This window comes from Aquaspirillum sp. LM1, assembly GCF_002002905.1.
Lineage (GTDB): Bacteria > Pseudomonadota > Gammaproteobacteria > Burkholderiales > Aquaspirillaceae > Rivihabitans.
The window spans coordinates 2,791,102-2,808,910 of sequence record NZ_CP019509.1 but is presented as its reverse complement, the minus strand read 5'-3'; the positions used below and the strand labels follow the sequence as shown (position 1 = coordinate 2,808,910).

Below are 17,809 nucleotides of genomic sequence, written 5' to 3'. Positions count from 1 at the left end.
TTCCTGGATGAGCAGACAAAACATGTTCCGTTCCCCCCTGCACTTGCCCGGCATGGCCCTGCTATGGGCCGCGCTGGTCAGCCCACCCGCCCAGGCCGCGCTGCACACCCCACCCACCACCCAGGAAAACCTGAACTTCATCTGGATCATCCTGCGCGCCGCGCTGGTGTTTTTCATGCAGGCCGGGTTTTCTGCGCTGGAATCCGGGCTGGTGCGCGCCAAGAATTCGATCAATGTCTCGCTGAAAAACTTCAGTGACCTGATTTTTTCCATGGTGACATTTTTTGCTGTGGGCTTTGCCTTCATGTTTGGCACCAGCGGCAATGGCATCATCGGGCTGGAAGGGTTTTTCCTGGACGGCAAATCCGAGCCCTACGATTACGCCTACTTCATTTTTCAGGCGGTGTTTGCCGGCACGGCAGCCACCATTGTGTCGGGCGCGGTGGCCGAACGCATGCGCTTTGAGTCGTATCTGATTTCCACCGTGGTGATTTCCGCGCTGATTTACCCGCTGTACGGCCATTGGGCGTGGAATAGCGAAGGCTGGCTGTTCCAGCTGAATTTTGTCGATTTTGCCGGATCCGCCGTGGTGCATTCGATTGGCGGCTGGGTGGGGCTGGCCGGCGCACTGGTGCTGGGCCCCCGGCTGGGCAAGTTCAACGCCGACGGCAGCGCCAATGACATTCCCGGCTCGTCCATTCCCAGCGCGGTATTGGGCACCTTCATCCTGTGGTTTGGCTGGTTTGGCTTCAATGGCGGCAGCACGCTGATTGGCGATGGCAGCATTGCCAAGATTGTAGTGAACACCTCGATTGCCGGGTCGGTGGCGTCGATCACTGCCTTTGCCGTGTCGAAAACCCTCACCGGAAAATTCCGCGCCGAGCATATCCTGAATGGCGCGCTGGCCGGGCTGGTGGCGGTCACCGCTGGCTGTGCGGTGCTTGAGCCGATGGGCGCGTTCCTGATTGGCTTTGGTGCCGGTTTTGTGGTGTATTTTGCCGAAGTGCTGCTGCTGAAACTGAAAATTGACGACCCGGTGGGCGCGGTGCCGGTACATGGCTTTTGCGGCACCTACGGCACCCTGGCGCTGGCCTTGTGCGCGCCAGAAAGCGCGCTGCCGCTGAAAGACCACTGGGCCCAGCTGGGCGTGCAGGCCATTGGCGCACTCACCGCTTTTTCCTGGGCCTTTCTGTTTGGCCTGATTCTGTTCATGGCCATGAAGTGGATGCGCATCCTGCGCGTGCCGCCAGAGTATGAAGCACGCGGCCTGAACGAAGCCGAGCATGGTGCCAAACAAACCATGCTGGACACCTACGACACCATCTCCTACATGGTGAAAAGCGGTGACTTCAGCCGCAAGATCACCCCGGAAATCGGCACCGAAGCCGGCGACATTGCCGTGGTGTTCAACCTTCTGGTAGACGAACTCAACGACATTACCCATGTGGCGCACAACATTGCCCAGGGGGCGCTGGGCAAGGATGCCATGCCCAAAAGCGAGCGCGACACCCTGGGCCAGGCCATGGCGTCGATGGTGCAGCGCCTGCGCCAGTTTGTGGGCAACCTGATCGACATCACCGGCCAGCTCGACCATTCTTCCAAAGAACTGGACAGCGCCTCCGGACAATTATCACGCTACAACAGCGCGCTGCTGGATGGCGTGCATCAGGTGGAGCAACTGATGGGCGAAGCGCAGGCGGCCTCTGAAGTGATGAGCCAGCGCTCGACCGAAGGCAGCCATTCGCTCGACCATATTCTGGGCAGCATGCACGAAATTTCCGGCATCATGGGCACCTTCAAGGACAATGTGGACACCCTGAGCCTGAGCGTAGCGGATATCGAGCACATTACCGGCATGATCAGCAGCATTGCCGACCAGACCAACCTGCTGGCGCTGAATGCCGCCATCGAAGCCGCCCGCGCTGGCGAACATGGCCGCAGTTTTGCCGTGGTGGCCGATGAAGTGCGCGCGCTGGCTGGCAAAACCCAGCAGGCCACCGCCGATATCCAGCATAAGGTCAAAGCGCTGAAAACCCAGTCGGCGCACACGGTGGACATCACCCACGCCGGCCTGCAGGCCATTCATCTGGGCGTGGACAAGGCAGGCTCCACTGCCGGGATTTTCCAGATGATTTTTCAGAGCGCCGACACGCTGAAAGACAAAGTGGCGCAGGCCGCCGAACTGGCCATGCATCAGGCCAGGGAAAGCGAGCTGTCGCGCCACACCATCCACCTGACCAAATCGATTGCCGACACCATGCAGACACAAGTAGACACCCTGCACGGCATGGCACGGTTTTTCAAGCTGGATGGGCCGCCAGCCCCCGACAGGCAGGACGTGCTGAACACCGATCCAACGCGGATCATTCGCCCCGCCAGTTGATTTTGCTTGTCCGCAGCGTTCCCTCATGTCGGCACTGACGGCATGAGGGCGCACACCCCCAGACCTGGTAGCCAGTCACGATGATATGAAGCAAATGACTGGCAGCTAGTAGCCAGTCACGTTGAAACACAAGGGTTCATGTCGCCACGAAGAACTACTCGCCGCACGACACCGAGTCATTCCCGCGCAGGCGGGAATCCAGGCGTGTCCACAGCGCACAGCGGGGTGAGTTCTCACGAGCGCTTACCTGCGCCATGCCCACCGCGCACACTGTGGTGCGGTCTGGGTTCCCGCCTGCGCGGGAACGACCCCTCAGGTGAAGTTCATACCGAAAGCGGTCTAGGCACCAGTCAATCGGTTCAAATCATGGTGACTGGCTACTAGTAGTCAGTCACCATGATCTGAACAGATAATAGGCACAGCTGCTGCATACAGGACGGCACAACCCCGCTGAGGAAACCACCATGCCCGCCATCAAGTATCGTGTCACGCTGACAGATGACGAAGTCGAAATGCTGGAAGCCATACTGTGCAAGGGCAAGTGCGCAGCGCGCAAGCAAACGCGGGCCAGGATACTGCTGAAGGCGGCAGCGGGCTGTAAGGATACGGCGATCATGGAAGCCCTGGCCGTGTCCGCCACCATGATCCACCACACCCGGCAACGATGTGTCGAAGAAGGCGTCGAAGCCGCGTTGAGCGATAGACCGCGTCCTGGAAAAGCGCCGAAATTGACGGATAAGCAATGCGCCCATGTGATTGCCACCGCCTGTACCCCACCTCCCGCCGGACATGACCACTGGACCTTGCGTCTGTTGGCCGACAAGGTCGTACAACTGGGATACGCCGATTCGTTCAGTCACGAAACGGTGCGTCGGCTTTTAAAAAAACACCTTAAAACCGTGGCAGGTGCAGGAGTGGTGTATTCCTGAGGTCGGCGCCGAATTTGTTGCGCCGATGGAAGATCTGCTTGATTTGTACGCAGAACCCTATGATCCGGCACGCCCGGTCATCTGCTTCGACGAAAGCCCGAAGCAACTGATTGGTGAGGTGCGTGAACCCATACCGCCACAACCCAGCGCGCCCGCTCGTCAGGATACTGAATACAAGCGCAACGGCGTGCGCAATCTGATGATGATCTGCGAACCGAAGCGGGGCTGGCGGGAGGTGCTGATCATGGAGCGCCGCACCAAGATCGACTTTGCTCACGCCATGCGGCACATCGTCGAATGCTACCCGGACGCGGAAGTGATTCGGGTTGTTCTGGACAACCTGAACACCCACAAAACAGCCTCTCTCTACGAAGCGTTTCAGCCAGAAGAAGCCCGCGCCATTGCCAGGAAGCTGGAGTTTCACTACACCCCCAAGCATGGCAGCTGGCTCAACATTGCCGAGCTTGAGCTGGCTGTGCTGTCGAATATGTGTTTGTCGCAACGTATCGCCGATGAAGAAATGCTGCGACGCGAGGTTGAGGCCAATGTGCGTGAACGCAACGCCAACGCCATCCCCGTCAAGTGGAAGTTCTCCACTCAGGATGCCCGGCGTAAGCTTGCTCGTCTTTATCCTCGCGTTTCAACGTGACTGGCTACTAGTTTGCATGGGGCCGGCGGTTGCCCGCATGGGCCGCCTTGGCGGGTTGGCGCGGCAGTCAGCCGGTGGCCAGCAAGCGGCGCAAACCGGCCATCACCTGGGCATTGGCCTGTTCCATGGCCTGGCACGACGCCAGGGCCTGCTCTGGCTGGCCCGCCCAGTACTGGCTGATGGCCTGGCTGGCATGGTGATGCACTGCCGCATGCGGGGCTTCCAGCGCCTGGTAGTCGTGGGTCTGGCCAAACAGCTGGCGCACAGTGTTGGTGCTGTACCATTGGCCCAGCCGGCAGTGGCGGTGGTCGGGTAGCGCTTCTGCGCGCAGTTCGGACTGGCCGGACAGCACCTGATACACCGCCAGTTTCAGGGTGATTTCTTCCATATTGGCCTGTTCGATCCGTCCCAGCAGGGCGGCGCGGTGCAGGCCATCCGCCATGCGTTCCACCACGGCCATCAGCGCGGTCAGTCCTTCGCTAGCCTGGTCAGTATGGCTTTGGCAGGCATGCAGGGCCGCCAGCGTGTGCTGCTCGTCGCGCTGCACTTCGGTGCCATGCGCGCCAATCTGCTCGACGGTGTGTTCGATCTGCCGCGAGGCTTCCACGGTGCGGTCGGCCAGGGTGCGCACGGCATCGGCCACCACGGCAAAGCCGCGCCCTTGCTCACCGGCGCGGGCGGCCTCAATGGCGGCGTTCAGCGCCAGCAGATTGGTTTGCTCGGCAATCTGGTGAATCAGCCCCACCTTGCTGCGAATGCTGTCGGCGTGCTGGTTCAGCTCGGCCAGCAGCTGGCTGGTGTGCTGGCGTTGCTGGCTCAGGTGGTTCAGCGCTTCGCCAATGGCGCTAAAGGCGCTGCAGTAGGCGGTGCGCAAGGGGGCCAGTGTGTCACTGCTGTGCTGGGCCAGGCCAAGCAGGTCGGCCAGTTGTTGCAGGGCATCGCGGGTGCTGTCCAGCGAATGGCCAAACTGGCCCATGCCCTGATGCAGGCGCTGGGTCAGTGCCTGCTGTTGCGTGTATTTGGCCAGCAGGCTGGCCTGGGCGCTCAGTTGTGCGTCGCGTTCGGCCAGCGTCTCGCGCCAGGTTTGCTGTTGCTGTTGATGGGCAGCCAACTGCTGCTGCAGCTGTTGCCATTCATGACGGGTAATCCACATGGGAGTCTCCTGCGCCAGGCGCTGATGCCTGACAATGGCCATCAGCGCCCGGGGGACGGGTCAGCCGAGCAAATGCTCAAGCAGTTCCGGGCCAAATACTTCGCGCTGAATCTGCTGCATCGGCACGCCGTGCGCCAGCAGCGCCTGCCACTGGGCGCGCATGAATGCCGCTGGACCGCACAGATAATACTGGGCGTTGGCGGGTTGGGCGGGTAGCACGCCGGCCAGCTGCATGCGCCCGGCGTGCTGGTAATCTTTTCCCTGCTGGTCGCTGGCCTGCGGGGTTTCATACCAGACACTGCGTTGCAGCTGCGGCAGCTGGGCGGCGGCCTGATCGATGGCGCTGCGCAATACCTGGTGCTGGCCGTCGCGGCAGGCGTGCAGCCAGTGCAGCGGGCGGGGGCTGCCTTGCGCCGCCAGGCTGGCCAGGACGGCGGTCATCGGGGTGACGCCAACGCCGGCAGAAATCAGCACCAGTGGCGTATCGCCATCCAGCTGCGGCTGAAAATCGCCAAATGCCGCACTCACCGGCAGGCTGTCGCCGACGTGCAAGTGGCTGTGCAGCCAGTTTGATACCCGGCCAGCCGGGGTGTCGGCCTGACCGGCTTCACGTTTGACGGTGATGCGCCAGTGTGGCTGCGCCGGGTGGTCGGACAGGCTGTACTGGCGCAGCTGGCGCACGGTCGGGTGGTCAAATTGCACCGCCACGCTGACATACTGGCCAGGGGCAAACGCACCTGGCGAGCGGCCATCGGCGGTTTGCAGATACCACGACACCACATTGGCGCTGTCGTCTTCGCGCGCCACCACGCGCAATGTCTGCAAGGCACCGGGGGCCTGGCCGACGGTCTGGTACAGCCGTGCTTCGGCGGCAATCAGCTCGCCAGCCAGCAGCCAGTAGGCTTCGTCCCAGGCGGCCATCAGCGCGGGTGTGGCGGCATCGCCCAGCACTTGCTGAATGGCACCCAGCAGGTGTCGGCCCACAATCGGATAGTGCGCCGGCACAATGCCCACGGCGGCGTGCTTGTGGACAATCCGCTCCAGCACCGGTGCCAGTGCGGCGGCGTTGTCGATATTGGCCGCATAGGCAAATACCGCTGCCGCCAGTGATTGCTGCTGGACGCCGCTGGCCTGGTTGCCCAGATTGAACAGATTGTGCAGTTCGGGGTGGGCGGCAAACATGTTCTGGTAAAACTGCCGGGTGATGGTGTGGCCGTGTTCGCGCAGTACCGGCACGCTGGCGTCGATATACGGACGGGAAGTCGCTGATAGCATGTTTCAGTCTCCTGAAGGGATGGGGGGATAATAAATGTATTTTAAATACATGTTTAATGCCAGCAAACAGGCCGTCAACCACGGCCTGTGCACCCGCCATCAGCGGGAAGAGGTGATGCGTGGCCGGGCGTCCTACGGCTGGGGCGTGGTATCCGGCGGTGTGTCCTGGCGCTGGCTCAGGTAATCCTGGTGCATCCAGGCAATCGCCTGGGCGGTGCCACGCTGGCATACATCGGCCAGTGTGCTGTGGTTCAGGCTTTGGTAAAACTGCTCCACCGCCTGATTGAGCACGCCTTCCAGCAGGCAGCGGCCCGCCAGGGTGCAATGCGGTTGTTCACAGTTGACCAGCGGGGCATCGCCTTCCATGCCACGCACAATGTCGCCAATGGGCATGTGTCCGGCAGGCAAGGCCAGGCGCAGGCCGCCATGACGGCCACGCAGGGTATGCACCCAGCCCAGCTTGCCCAGCTTATGCACCACCTTGACCAGATGGTTATGCGGCACGTCAAACTGGCGGGCAATTTCCTGGATGGTCACCGGCTGCTCGCGCCCGGATTCGGTCAGGTACATCAATACACGCAGGCCGAGTTCGGCAAAGCGGGTCAGTTGCATGGTTGCGTCTCCGGACCGGGAATGCGCTGGATGATAATAAACATACATTTTAAATGCAACTTAAAATTGACCGCGCCATGCGTGCCTGCACCTGCCGTTCGTCGGTAGCCACCAGGCCGGGTGTGTCTGATTGTGTGTGTCATCTGCATGTCTCTGCTGCTGGTCGGTGTGTCACGGCCCTGATTCTGGCCGGCTGGCCAGCGTGATGATGCCAGCCCAAACCGTGGCTGTCGTGTCTGCCACTGCCCGCCTTGGGCCATTCTGCCTGTCGGCTTCCTGACAATCTCCCTGGGCGTATTCGAAATATCTATTGCAAATCAGCTATTTAACTTATTTTCCCAACTGGCCCCGGACTTGCTAGTTCAAGGGAAACCGTCACATTTGGCAACAGGAGCCCGGCATGAACCCGAACCCGCAACCCTCGGTAGTCATCAACGACACGACGCTGCGCGACGGCGAGCAATCCGCCGGGGTGGCGTTTTCGCTGACCGAAAAACTGAACATCGCCCGCCAACTGGTGGCGATTGGCGTGCCCGAGCTGGAAATCGGTATTCCGGCCATGGGTCAGGAAGAGCGCGACAGCATCCGTGCGGTGGCGGCACTGGGCTTGCCGGCGCGGCTGATGGTGTGGAGCCGCATGCATCCTGGCGATATCGCCGCCTGCGCCGACCTGGGTGCCCACCTGATTGATGTGTCGATCCCGGCATCTGATCAGCATCTGGCCTACAAGCTGCGGCAAGACCGTGCCTGGCTGCTCAATGCGCTGCCGGGCACCCTGCAGCGGGCGGCGGATCTGGGTATGGATGTCTGTGTGGGCTGTGAAGACGCTTCGCGGGCAGATCAGGATTTCCTCTGCCAACTGGCAGAAGTGGCGGCCAGGGCGGGCGCACGCCGGCTGCGCTTTGCCGATACCCTGGGCATTCTTGAGCCATTTACCACCTGGGATCGCATGCGCACCCTGCGTGCGGCCAGCGGCCTGGAAATTGAAATCCATGCCCACGACGACATGGGCCTGGCCACGGCCAACACCCTGGCCGCCTGTCATGGCGGTGCCACCCACGCCAACACCACGGTGAATGGCCTGGGCGAGCGCGCCGGCAATGCCCCGCTGGAGGAAGTGGTGCTGGGGTTGTCCAAGCTGTACGGCATCCACACCGGCGTGGACCTGAAACACTTTCCGGCGCTGTCGCAGCAGGTGGCGGCGGCATCCGGACGTAGCGTGTCCTGGCAAAAAAGCGTGGTGGGCCAGGGCGTGTTTACCCATGAGGCCGGCATCCATGTGGATGGTCTGCTGAAACATCCTGACAACTACCAAGGCTTTGACCCCAGTGAAGTGGGCCGCAGCCATCGCATCGTGCTGGGCAAGCATTCTGGCCCGCGTGCAGTGATGACGGTGTACGCCCGGCTGGGGGTGCATCTGGATACGGCGCTGGCCGACCAGTTGCTGGCGCGGGTGCGCACCTTTGTTGTGCAGCACAAGCGTCCGCCGGAAGACAGCGAACTGATGAATCTGCTGACTGACCAGGAGATTGCCCGCCATGCCTGAGGCCTGCACCTTGACATCCCCCATGACCGATACCGCTTCCCGGCCACTGCGCCTGCGTGAGCTGATGCGCGAAGACCTGCATTGTGTCTTCCAGCGCGACCCGGCCGCCCGCACCCGTTTTGAGGTGCTGACCACTTACCCCGGCGTGCACGCCATTCTGGGCCACCGCCTGGCCCATCGGCTGTGGCGCGGCGGCTGGCGCTACCCGGCGCGGCTGCTCAGCTTTGCCGTGCGGCTGTTCACCAATGTGGATATTCACCCTGGTGCCGTGATTGGCCGGCGCTTCTTTATCGACCACGGTGCCTGCGTGGTGATTGGCGAAACCGCCGAGGTGGGTGATGACGTGACGCTCTATCACGGCGTGACGCTGGGGGGCACCTCGTGGAAGCAGGGCAAGCGCCATCCCACCCTGGCCGATGGCGTGGTGGTGGGCGCGGGCGCCAAGATTCTCGGCCCGATTGTGGTGGGCTCCAGAGTGCGGGTGGGGGCCAATTCGGTGGTGGTCAAGGATGTGCCGGAAGACGCCACCGTGGTGGGGGTGCCCGGTCGGGTGGTCACCCGTCGCCGGCAGGAAAACGGCCTGGACCATCGCCTGGACCATCGCCTGGACCATCATTTGCTACCAGACCCGGTAGCACGGTCGATCAGCTGCCTGGTGGAGCGCATCGACCAGCTTGAACTCGAACTGGCCCAGCTGCGCGGCCAGCCCCTGAATCCCGCCGACGGCGACGCGCACTGTCGCACCTGTTCTGCCGGCGAGCTGTGCTGTGACGCCGTCGAGGCCTCGCCGCCCCAGTGAGAACACCCCATGGACTTGCTTGATTTTACCGATTGCTCGCTGTACTTCGAAACGGCGCTGCCGCCCGAAGTGGAACAGCTGATGAACCGCGCCGCCGAATGCTACGGCCAGCCGGAAGCCGAACTGGCGCTGTTGCGGGCATTTTTGCTGGCCCCCGACAATTTGACCGTGCTGGTGGGTTTGTATCGCTATTATTTTTATCAGCACCGGCTTAACGATGCGCTGGAAGTGGCCAACCGGGCAATGAGCCTGGCCGGCCAGCGCCTGGGCATCGCTGGCGACTGGCAACGGCTGGATGAACACAGCCTGGCGGTGGCCGCCGCCCAGTCGTTTGGCCTGCTGCGTTTTTACCTGCTCGCCATCAAGGCCGCCAGCGTGGTGCTGCTGCGCCTGGGCCATATTGATGATGCCCGTGCCCGCCTGAGCAAGCTGGTGGCCCTGGACCAGCGCAATCAGCTGGGTGCCAGCGACCTGCTTGACGTGATTGACCCTGTTACCGACGTTTCTGCCGCTTGAGGAGATTACCCATGGATACCGACCTGACGTTGCTGGAAGCACTCGACGAACTCTCCAGTGCAGAAGATTTTCTCGAGTATTTTGCCGTGCCGTACACCCCGTCCGTGGTGCAAGTGAATCGCCTGCATATTTTGCAGCGCTTTCACGACTACCTCGCCCGCCATGCGGCCAATATGCCGCCGGAAGAATCGGCGCAGCGGGCCATTTACCGCCTGTGGCTGGAGCGCGCCTACCTGGATTTTGTCGAATCCGACGCGCAAACCGAAAAAGTGTTCCGCGTGTTCCAGCAGCATAACCTGCCCAACGGCGGCCATACCTCGTTTGTGTCACTGGATCGGGTATTCACATCATGATGAACGCACGCTGGGAGTATGGCGACGGCGTGCGCCTGGTGCGCAACGTCAAAAACGACGGCACCTACCCCGGCTTGCCGGTGGGGGCACCGCTGGTGCGCCGGGGGACCATTGGTCATGTGGTCGATGTCGGCACCTTCTTGCAGGACCAGATCATCTATTCGGTGCATTTTCTTGAAGAAGGCCGGATTGTCGGCTGTCGTGAAGAAGAACTGATCGACATCGACGACCCATGGACGCCGTCGCGGTTTGAGTTCCGCGACAAGGTGCTGCCCAGCGTGGCGCTGACCCTGGGCGGCGAAGCGGTGATTCCGGCGGGCAGTGTGGGCGAAGTGCTGCGGGTGATTCGCGATGCGCCTGGCGGCGTGGCCTACCACCTGCACTTTGACGCGCTGCCGGGCCGGGTGTTCCAAGTGGGTGAAACCCTGCTAGGCCCGGCGGAGGGCACGGAAGAAGAGACGGTGGAAGAGGTGAACCATGCAAGCCTACCTTGAACTCAAACTGGCCTGGGAGCTGTTTCAGCGCGCCCCACACGCCCTGAACGATGACGAGCGCAAGCGGCTGGGCAAGATTGCCCTGCGCCAGCAGCAGCTGGAACAGGCGATTCTCACCAGCCGCGAAGCCGCCCAGGTCAGTGTGCCGGACGCCACGCTGAATGAGCGGCTGGCCACCCTGCGCAGCCGCTATCCCACCCAGGACGAGCTTGACGCCGAACTGGGCGGCATTGGCCTGAACGAAGACAGCCTGAGCGAGGCCATCCTGCGCGACCTGCGGGTGGAAACCCTGCTGGAGCAAGTGGCCAGCCAGGCCGAACTGGCCAGCGATGCCGACGCCGAGCGCTACTACCGCGACCATCCCGACGCCTTCTGTCGCCCGGAAACCCGCACCCTGCGCCATATCCTGCTCACCTTCAACAACGCCCGCGAACAGGTGAAGGCGCTGGCGCTGTTCGACCGTTTGCGCCCAACCCTGGTAGACGAAGACAGCTTCGCCAAGGCGGCATTGCGCCATTCGCACTGCCCCACCGCCATGCAGGGCGGCCTGCTGGGCACGCTCAAGCGCGGCCAGTTGTTTCCCGAACTGGAACCGTCGGCGTTTGGCATGGACGTGCGCGAAGTGTCCGACGCGATTGAATCGCCCATTGGCCTGCATGTGCTGCGTTGCGATGCGATTCAGCGCGGCGAAACGGTCAGCTTCAACCACACCCGCGAGCGGATTCTCGAGCACCTGAATGGCAAGCGCCGGGAAGCGGCGCAAAAAGCCTGGATTGTCTGCCAGCTGGCGCGGCTGCAAAGCGCCAAGTCGATGGCGTAAGCCGGGCTTTTTTCGCCGCTGCGCTTCCTGCCAAGGCGGGCGCAGCGCGTCTGCCGCCGCCTTAGGGATACGCTGAAAAAATCGTCATTCCCGCGAAGGCGGGAATCCAGGTTGTTGCTTTTATTGGGTTTTGCTTTTGGCAAGCACGATTTTTCTGAATCAATCCGCGCGTCTTTAGCCGGCCACTGCCACATTCACCAGGGTGGGGGCCAGCACCCGCACCACCTCCGCCGGGTCCAGCCCGATCAGATAGCCACGCTTGCCGCCATTCAGATAAATGCGCGGCAGCTCGGCAATGCTGGCTTCCATATACACCGGCATGCGCTGGCGTGTGCCAAATGGGCTGGTGCCGCCCACCTGATAGCCTGAGTGCTTGTCGGCAATCGCTGGTGGGCACGGCTCGATGCTTTTCACCCCCAGATGACGCGCCAGATTTTTGGTGGACACTTCGCAGTCGCCGTGCATCAGCACCACCAGCGGGTGCTTGTGCTCGTCGTGCATGATCAGCGTCTTGATCACCGCGTGTTCTTCCACGCCCAGTTCACGGGCAGAGACACGGGTGCCGCCCTTTTCTTCGTAGGTATACAGATGGTCGGTCCAGGCCACCTGCTGGCTGCGCAGCTGGCGGATGGCCTGGGTCATCGGAGGTTTCTGGCTCATGGCGGCGGTGTAACAGGATAAAACCGTCAGTTTACCTCCATGTGCGCCGTTCAGGTGCAGGGGGCTTTGCGGTCAGGATAGCGCTTGCTCAGCCGCAGTTCCTGTGGATAAGGGTAGAAGTTGTCCATCTTGCCGGCGCGGATATTGTCCTGCTGGGTGCGCCAGTATTTGGGCGACAGCAGGTCGCGGTGGTGTTGCAGGAACAGCTTGCGCACCATCGGGTCACCCAGCAGGAAAGAGGCGAATTCTTCCGGGAAGATATCGTTCTTGGCCACCGGGTACCACGGTTCCGACGCCATCTCGTACTCGGGCGACGGCGCTTCCGGAATATCGCGGAAATTACAGTCGGTCATGTATTCGATTTCGTCATAGTCGTAGAAAATCACCCGGCCATAACGGGTCACGCCAAAGTTCTTGAACAGCAGGTCACCGGAGAAAATATTGGCCTGGGCCAGGTCTTTGATCGCATCGCCGTATTCGCGCACCGCGTGCTCTTTTTGCTCTGGTGTGGCGTTGTCCAGGTACATGTTCAGCGGTTTCATCCGCCGCTCGATGTACAAGTGCTTAATGATCAGGCTGTCGCTGGTTTCTTCCAGCAACGAGGGGGCCAGGGTGCGCAGTTCGTGCAGCAGCTCTTCGGTAAAGCGTTTTTTCGGAAAGGCCACATTGGAGTATTCCAGCGTGTCGGCCATGCGCCCCACCCGGTCGTGACGTTTCACCAGCAGGTATTTTGCCTTCACCGTCGGGCGGTCGACGTCTTTCGAGCTGCCAAACACGTCCTTGATCAGCTTGAACACAAACGGGTAGGACGGCAGGGTGAACACCAGCATCACCAGGCCGCGAATGCCGGGGGCGATGATGAAATCGTCGTTGGAGTGCTGCAGGTGGTGCATGAAATCGCGGTAGAAGGTGTTCTTGCCCTGCTTTTGCAGGCCGAGCATGGTGTAGATTTCCGCCTTGGTTTTCCACGGCAGCATGCTGCGCAAAAACTGCACATAGCCGGACGGTACTTCCATTTCCACCAGAAAATACGCCCGGCTGAACGAGAACAGCACACCAATGCGCCACGGCTCCAGCAGCACGGTGTCGAGTTCCAGCAGGCCGTCGTCGTTGTGCATCACGCAGATGGCAAACGGATAGCTCTGGTTGCCGTTGATCACCTTGCCCATGATGTAGGCCGACTTGTTGCGGTAAAAGCCGGAATACAGCACCTGAATCTGGTAGTTCACATCCGGGGTGGGCCAGCGCCCGCCCTGGTGCTCGCGCACGGCGCGCAGCACCTTGACGATATCGCGCCGAAGGTGGGCAAACGGACGTTTCCAGCCAAAATCGGCCACAATCTGCTCCAGTGTCTGGCGCAGGCCGTTCTGGCCCGGATAGTAGCTGCGGTAAACCGGCGGATCGGAGTCGATATAGTCAGTGGAAATCACTGGCCGGGTAAAAATGAAGTCGCTGTTGAAATAATCGCGGTGCAGGATGCGACAGAACACCGAATTAAAAAACGTTTCGGCCAGCTCTGGCTGCTTGTGATTCATCAGCATGCCGATAAAGTACAGCTTGACCTGTTGCCAGGTGCTGTCTTCCAGTACGTCAGCATGAAAGCGGCATTGCAGCTGTTCGACGGTTTCCATCACCCGTTCGGTGTAAAACTGGATCCGCTCGGTGATGGCACCCTGCATGGCCATCCAGTTGCCCTCGTCAAAATAATCCTTGGCATTGCGCGAGCATTCGCGGAACAGTCGATAGTGCTTGTTAAAGCCTTTGATCAGGGTCTGGGCGATTTCCCAGGCCACGGCGTTCAGTTCGGAAGGTGTATTCATGCGGCAGCGGCGATCAGATGAAGGTCGGAATCCCGGCGCGGATTGACGGCGCAGCAAGCAGCCTGCGGGGCAATGGCCGGCGTGAACCAGCGGTGCGCGGGTGGCGCGCCGCCAGGCAGTGGGGTCAACGTGGATCAGCGGCGTCGACTGGCATGACGGCTGCGGACTCCGGGCCGGGATGAGGCCGGGCGCGTGGCGCGTAACATGGCACAGTCATGGTGCGCTGGTTTGCCAGGCTTGGCAAGGGGCACACTGAGCTGGCGCAATTCGCCTGGCTGCAGGCCATCCAACGTCCATTCGCCAATGGCCACCCGCACCAGGCGCAGGGTGGGATGGCCCACCTTGGCGGTCATCCGCCGCACCTGGCGGTTTTTGCCTTCGGTGATGATCAGTTCCAGCCAGCTGTCCGGCACGCTTTGCCGCACCCGGATCGGCGGGGTGCGCGGCCACAGCGCCGGTGGGTCAATCCGCCGCGCCTGGGCCGGGCGGGTGACAAAATCGCCCAGGTCTACCCCCTGACGCAGCTGTGCCAGGGCCGCGTCGTCGGGAATGCCTTCCACCTGCACCCAGTAGGTTTTGGCCAGTTTGCGCTGCGGATGGCTGATGTCATGCTGCAAAGCGCCATCGGCGGTCAGCAGCAACAGACCTTCGCTGTCGGTATCCAGCCGGCCTGCCGGATATACGTCCGGCGTGTGGACGTAATCAGCCAGACTGGGGTGGGTGGGGTGCGGGGAGAACTGGCAGATCACCCCATATGGTTTATTGAAGACAATCAGTTCCGGCATAGCGGCCCTTGTGAAAAATGCGGATTTTTTGCCGGTTTCATGCTGCATGGCAACATAAGCCGGTGCCCCAAAGAGGTGCGAAACAGCGCACGGATGCGCGAAATCGAACATCCTCTAGCCGAGCAAACGGTTTTACGTGATAATATCAGGCTGAGGAGACGCGAAAAATTTTCGATACCTATAACTTGTCCGTCGCGGTTCAGCGCGCGACCGGCTCGCACTCTCCCCGCCCCGATTTTGATTCCAAACCGATCAGTTTATGCGCATGTCGAGAACCCGTCCGACCTGCCTCGCCACAGGCAGCCGTCCATCAGGAACCGGTCACGAGCCGGCGCCAGGGCCTTTTGCGGCATGCGCACGCACTCCCACACGACAATCCATGATGGAGCAGGCATGACGACTTCCCACATTTCCGTACCCCAAGACGGCCAGAAAATCATCCCGGGCCAGGCTATTCCGAACAACCCGATCATCCCGTTCATCGAAGGTGACGGCATCGGCATCGACATCACCCCGGTGATGATCAAGGTGGTCGACGCCGCCGTGGCCAAAGCCTACAACAACAGCAAAAAAATCCACTGGATGGAAATCTACGCCGGGGAAAAATCCACCCGCGTGTACGGTGGCGATGTGTGGCTGCCGGAAGAAACCATGGCTGCCCTGCGCGACTATGTGGTGTCGATCAAAGGCCCGATGACCACGCCGGTGGGCGGTGGTATCCGTTCGCTGAACGTGGCGCTGCGTCAGGAACTCGACCTGTACGTCTGCCTGCGCCCGGTGCGCTACTTTACCGGCGTACCCTCGCCGCTGAAGCGCCCGGACCTGACCAATATGGTGATCTTCCGTGAAAACACCGAAGACATCTACGCCGGCATCGAATGGCAAGCCGAAAGCGAAGGCGCCAAGAAACTGATCAACTTCCTGCAAACCGAACTGGGCGTGAAGAAAATCCGTTTCCCGGACACCTCCGGCATTGGCATCAAGCCGGTGTCCAAGCAAGGTACCGAGCGTCTGGTGCGCAAGGCCATCGAATACGCGATCGACAACGACCGCAAGTCGGTGACCATTGTGCACAAGGGCAACATCATGAAGTTCACCGAAGGTGGCTTCCGTGACTGGGCCTACGACCTGGCCAAGAACGAGTTTGGTGCCCAGCCGATCGACGGCGGCCCGTGGTGCAAGTTCACCAACCCGAAAACCGGCAAGGAAATCATTGTCAAGGACGCCATCGCTGATGCGTTCCTGCAACAAATCCTGCTGCGCCCGGCTGAATACGACGTGATCGCCACCTGCAACCTGAACGGCGACTACATCTCCGACGCACTGGCAGCCCAGGTGGGCGGTATTGGCATTGCACCGGGTGCCAACCTGTCCGACAGCGTGGCCATGTTTGAAGCCACCCACGGCACCGCGCCGAAGTATGCTGGCCTGGACAAGGTGAACCCGGGTTCGCTGATTCTGTCGGCTGAAATGATGCTGCGTCACATGGGCTGGACCGAAGCCGCCGACCTGATCATCAGCTCGATGGAAAAAGCCATCACCGACAAGGTGGTGACTTATGACTTTGCCCGCCTGATGGAAGGCGCTCAGGAGGTCAGCTGCTCGGCCTTTGGCGACGCCATGATCGAGCGCATGTAAGCATTATCCTGCGCCAAGAAAAAACCCGCCGGTGTGGCGGGTTTTTTCTTGGCCATGCCGGGCCGCTGAGGCCCGGCAGGCGTACGGCGCTCAGGCAGCCTGGATGTTGGCTGCCTGCTTGCCCTTCGGCCCCTGGGCCACGTCAAACGACACGCGTTGGCCTTCCTTGAGGGTTTTGAAGCCGTTCATGTTGATTGCGGAGAAATGCGCAAACAGATCTTCACCGCCGTCGTCCGGAGTGATGAAGCCAAAGCCTTTTGCGTCGTTGAACCATTTGACGATACCAGTTGCCATCTTGCTTGTTTCCTTAAAAAAATGGGGCCATCCCCGAAGCACATGGGCATTTATATCATATATTGCCGCCCTGTAAAGCCCTTGTTGACAGAATGAGTATTTGTACTTATGACATTTGTACTCATGCATTTGAGTCCTGTGCAGGACAAAACGCGGACATATGGGGGTGCCTGGGGATTTTGTTGCAGTGCACACGCAAAAAAACCCGCCAAGGCGGGTTTTTTTGTACGGATAGCGTACTATCGCAACAGACAGGGCGCGGTTAGGCGGCCTGGATGTTGGAAGCTTGCTTGCCCTTCGGACCTTGGGTCACATCGAAGGACACACGCTGTCCTTCTTTCAGGGTCTTGAAACCGTTCATGTTGATCGCGGAGAAATGCGCGAACAGATCTTCACCACCGTCATCCGGAGTGATGAAGCCAAAACCTTTAGCGTCGTTGAACCACTTGACGGTACCAGTTGCCATATGTATTTACATCCCTAACAAAAAAACAGGGGTGGTGAACCCCGATACTACGAAGCTTTCACTTTGGTGTTTTAGCGAGCATCGCGGAGGCAATCCGGTACTGCAAAACGAGGTCAAGCCCGCCACCTGAATAAGGGTTTTACGTGACCCTGAGGACGGCGTCAAGCGTTTTCGGTTTATTTTACGCAATGCCCCTGCGGCACTCTGGGGTTTTCTGCCGGTTTTTGCCTGGGTCTGCACAAGGCGCGCCAGGGCTATGCGCCGTGATCGGGCTGGTGCGCACCATGTTGAGGCCAGGGCTGTTGGCCCGGCGGCCACCGGGGGGGGGGCAGCCCCCATGCAACAAGCTGGCCGATGATTTGCATGACACCTTGTCATGCGCCCGGCACAGCAGCCCCCCTGCCGGTGGCTTGCTGCTTGAACCATGGGCTGGCGTGTGGGCTGGCGTGGACGACGCAGCGGTGGGCGGTGGCCTTCATCCCTGTGCGGGACCTGACAATGGCTGTCGGGGAATGGACATCAGCGTGCAGTGGGCGCGGGTGCCACACCATTATTTTATCTGATGACAACAGGAAGATTTTGACCTGATCCGCCACACAGGTAAATGTCATCAAACC

Annotated in this window: 17 protein-coding genes and 1 pseudogene; 9 read left to right on the top strand and 9 right to left on the bottom strand. The window is 60.8% G+C overall.

Annotated elements, in window-relative coordinates; genetic code table 11:
• Positions 1-22 precede the first annotated feature (22 nt).
• Positions 23-2,383, top strand: a complete 2,361-nt coding sequence (gene amt, locus BXU06_RS11985; protein WP_171982214.1) for an ammonium transporter — start codon at positions 23-25, stop codon at positions 2,381-2,383.
• A gap of 464 nt (positions 2,384-2,847) precedes the next feature.
• Positions 2,848-3,961 (top strand): IS630 family transposase gene (locus tag BXU06_RS11980; RefSeq protein ID WP_150125191.1). Its coding sequence is split into 2 segments (ribosomal slippage): positions 2,848-3,275 and positions 3,274-3,961, totalling 1,116 coding nucleotides; the frame shifts between segments, so codons are not numbered across the junction.
• A gap of 67 nt (positions 3,962-4,028) precedes the next feature.
• Here BXU06_RS11980 and BXU06_RS18640 read toward each other — a convergent pair.
• The 4 genes and pseudogenes from BXU06_RS18640 to BXU06_RS11965 form a co-directional block, all read right to left on the bottom strand.
• Positions 4,029-4,349, bottom strand: coding sequence for a CZB domain-containing protein (locus BXU06_RS18640; RefSeq protein ID WP_253189576.1), 321 nt, complete (start codon positions 4,347-4,349; stop codon positions 4,029-4,031).
• A gap of 96 nt (positions 4,350-4,445) precedes the next feature.
• A pseudogene (locus BXU06_RS18635) lies at positions 4,446-4,937 on the bottom strand (methyl-accepting chemotaxis protein); the annotation flags it as partial.
• 237 nt (positions 4,938-5,174) lie between these two features.
• A complete protein-coding gene (hmpA, locus tag BXU06_RS11970) occupies positions 5,175-6,389 on the bottom strand; it encodes an NO-inducible flavohemoprotein (protein WP_077299838.1) in 1,215 nt (404 codons plus the stop codon).
• Positions 6,390-6,521: 132 nt separating this feature from the next.
• A complete protein-coding gene (locus tag BXU06_RS11965; RefSeq protein ID WP_150125190.1) occupies positions 6,522-7,001 on the bottom strand; it encodes an Rrf2 family transcriptional regulator in 480 nt (159 codons plus the stop codon).
• Positions 7,002-7,401: 400 nt separating this feature from the next.
• Here BXU06_RS11965 and nifV point away from each other — a divergent pair, with 400 nt between their 5' ends.
• Genes nifV through nifM form a run of 6 tightly spaced genes read left to right on the top strand, consistent with a single transcriptional unit; the run spans position 7,402 to position 11,529 of the window.
• Positions 7,402-8,547, top strand: coding sequence for a homocitrate synthase (gene nifV / locus BXU06_RS11960; RefSeq protein WP_077299833.1), 1,146 nt, complete (start codon positions 7,402-7,404; stop codon positions 8,545-8,547).
• Between the two features lie 22 nt (positions 8,548-8,569).
• A complete protein-coding gene (gene cysE / locus BXU06_RS11955; protein WP_374754316.1) occupies positions 8,570-9,346 on the top strand; it encodes a serine O-acetyltransferase in 777 nt (258 codons plus the stop codon).
• Between the two features lie 9 nt (positions 9,347-9,355).
• On the top strand, positions 9,356-9,862 hold the full coding sequence (locus BXU06_RS11950; RefSeq protein ID WP_077299827.1) for a hypothetical protein: 507 nt from the start codon (positions 9,356-9,358) through the stop codon (positions 9,860-9,862).
• 11 nt (positions 9,863-9,873) lie between these two features.
• Positions 9,874-10,215 (top strand): nitrogenase-stabilizing/protective protein NifW, encoded by a 342-nt coding sequence (gene nifW / locus BXU06_RS11945; protein ID WP_077299824.1) that lies wholly within the window; start codon positions 9,874-9,876, stop codon positions 10,213-10,215.
• On the top strand, positions 10,212-10,709 hold the full coding sequence (locus BXU06_RS11940; RefSeq protein WP_216352469.1) for a nitrogen fixation protein NifZ: 498 nt from the start codon (positions 10,212-10,214) through the stop codon (positions 10,707-10,709). The genes nifW and BXU06_RS11940 overlap by 4 nt, the downstream gene beginning before the upstream one ends.
• Positions 10,693-11,529, top strand: coding sequence for a nitrogen fixation protein NifM (nifM, locus tag BXU06_RS11935; RefSeq protein WP_077299818.1), 837 nt, complete (start codon positions 10,693-10,695; stop codon positions 11,527-11,529). The genes BXU06_RS11940 and nifM overlap by 17 nt, the downstream gene beginning before the upstream one ends.
• A gap of 174 nt (positions 11,530-11,703) precedes the next feature.
• On the opposite strand, the gene ybaK is transcribed toward nifM, so the two are convergent.
• The 3 genes from ybaK to BXU06_RS11920 form a co-directional block, all read right to left on the bottom strand.
• A complete protein-coding gene (gene ybaK, locus BXU06_RS11930) occupies positions 11,704-12,189 on the bottom strand; it encodes a Cys-tRNA(Pro) deacylase (protein WP_077299815.1) in 486 nt (161 codons plus the stop codon).
• A gap of 50 nt (positions 12,190-12,239) precedes the next feature.
• The gene (gene aceK / locus BXU06_RS11925) at positions 12,240-14,009 is read right to left on the bottom strand and encodes a bifunctional isocitrate dehydrogenase kinase/phosphatase (protein ID WP_077299812.1); all 1,770 of its coding nucleotides are present in this window, start codon (positions 14,007-14,009) and stop codon (positions 12,240-12,242) included.
• A gap of 134 nt (positions 14,010-14,143) precedes the next feature.
• Positions 14,144-14,794 carry a pseudouridine synthase gene (locus BXU06_RS11920; protein ID WP_077302853.1) on the bottom strand — a complete coding sequence of 217 codons (651 nt, stop codon included), beginning with the start codon at positions 14,792-14,794 and terminating at the stop codon, positions 14,144-14,146.
• Positions 14,795-15,187: 393 nt separating this feature from the next.
• On the opposite strand from BXU06_RS11920, the gene icd reads away from it, so the two are divergent.
• Positions 15,188-16,432 carry an NADP-dependent isocitrate dehydrogenase gene (gene icd, locus BXU06_RS11915; RefSeq protein WP_077299809.1) on the top strand — a complete coding sequence of 415 codons (1,245 nt, stop codon included), beginning with the start codon at positions 15,188-15,190 and terminating at the stop codon, positions 16,430-16,432.
• 90 nt (positions 16,433-16,522) lie between these two features.
• Here icd and BXU06_RS11910 read toward each other — a convergent pair whose 3' ends face one another.
• Positions 16,523-16,726: a cold-shock protein gene (locus BXU06_RS11910; protein WP_077299805.1), complete on the bottom strand. Its 204-nt coding sequence runs from the start codon at positions 16,724-16,726 to the stop codon at positions 16,523-16,525.
• A gap of 262 nt (positions 16,727-16,988) precedes the next feature.
• Positions 16,989-17,192, bottom strand: coding sequence for a cold-shock protein (locus BXU06_RS11905; RefSeq protein ID WP_077299802.1), 204 nt, complete (start codon positions 17,190-17,192; stop codon positions 16,989-16,991).
• Between the last annotated feature and the right edge of the window lie 617 nt (positions 17,193-17,809).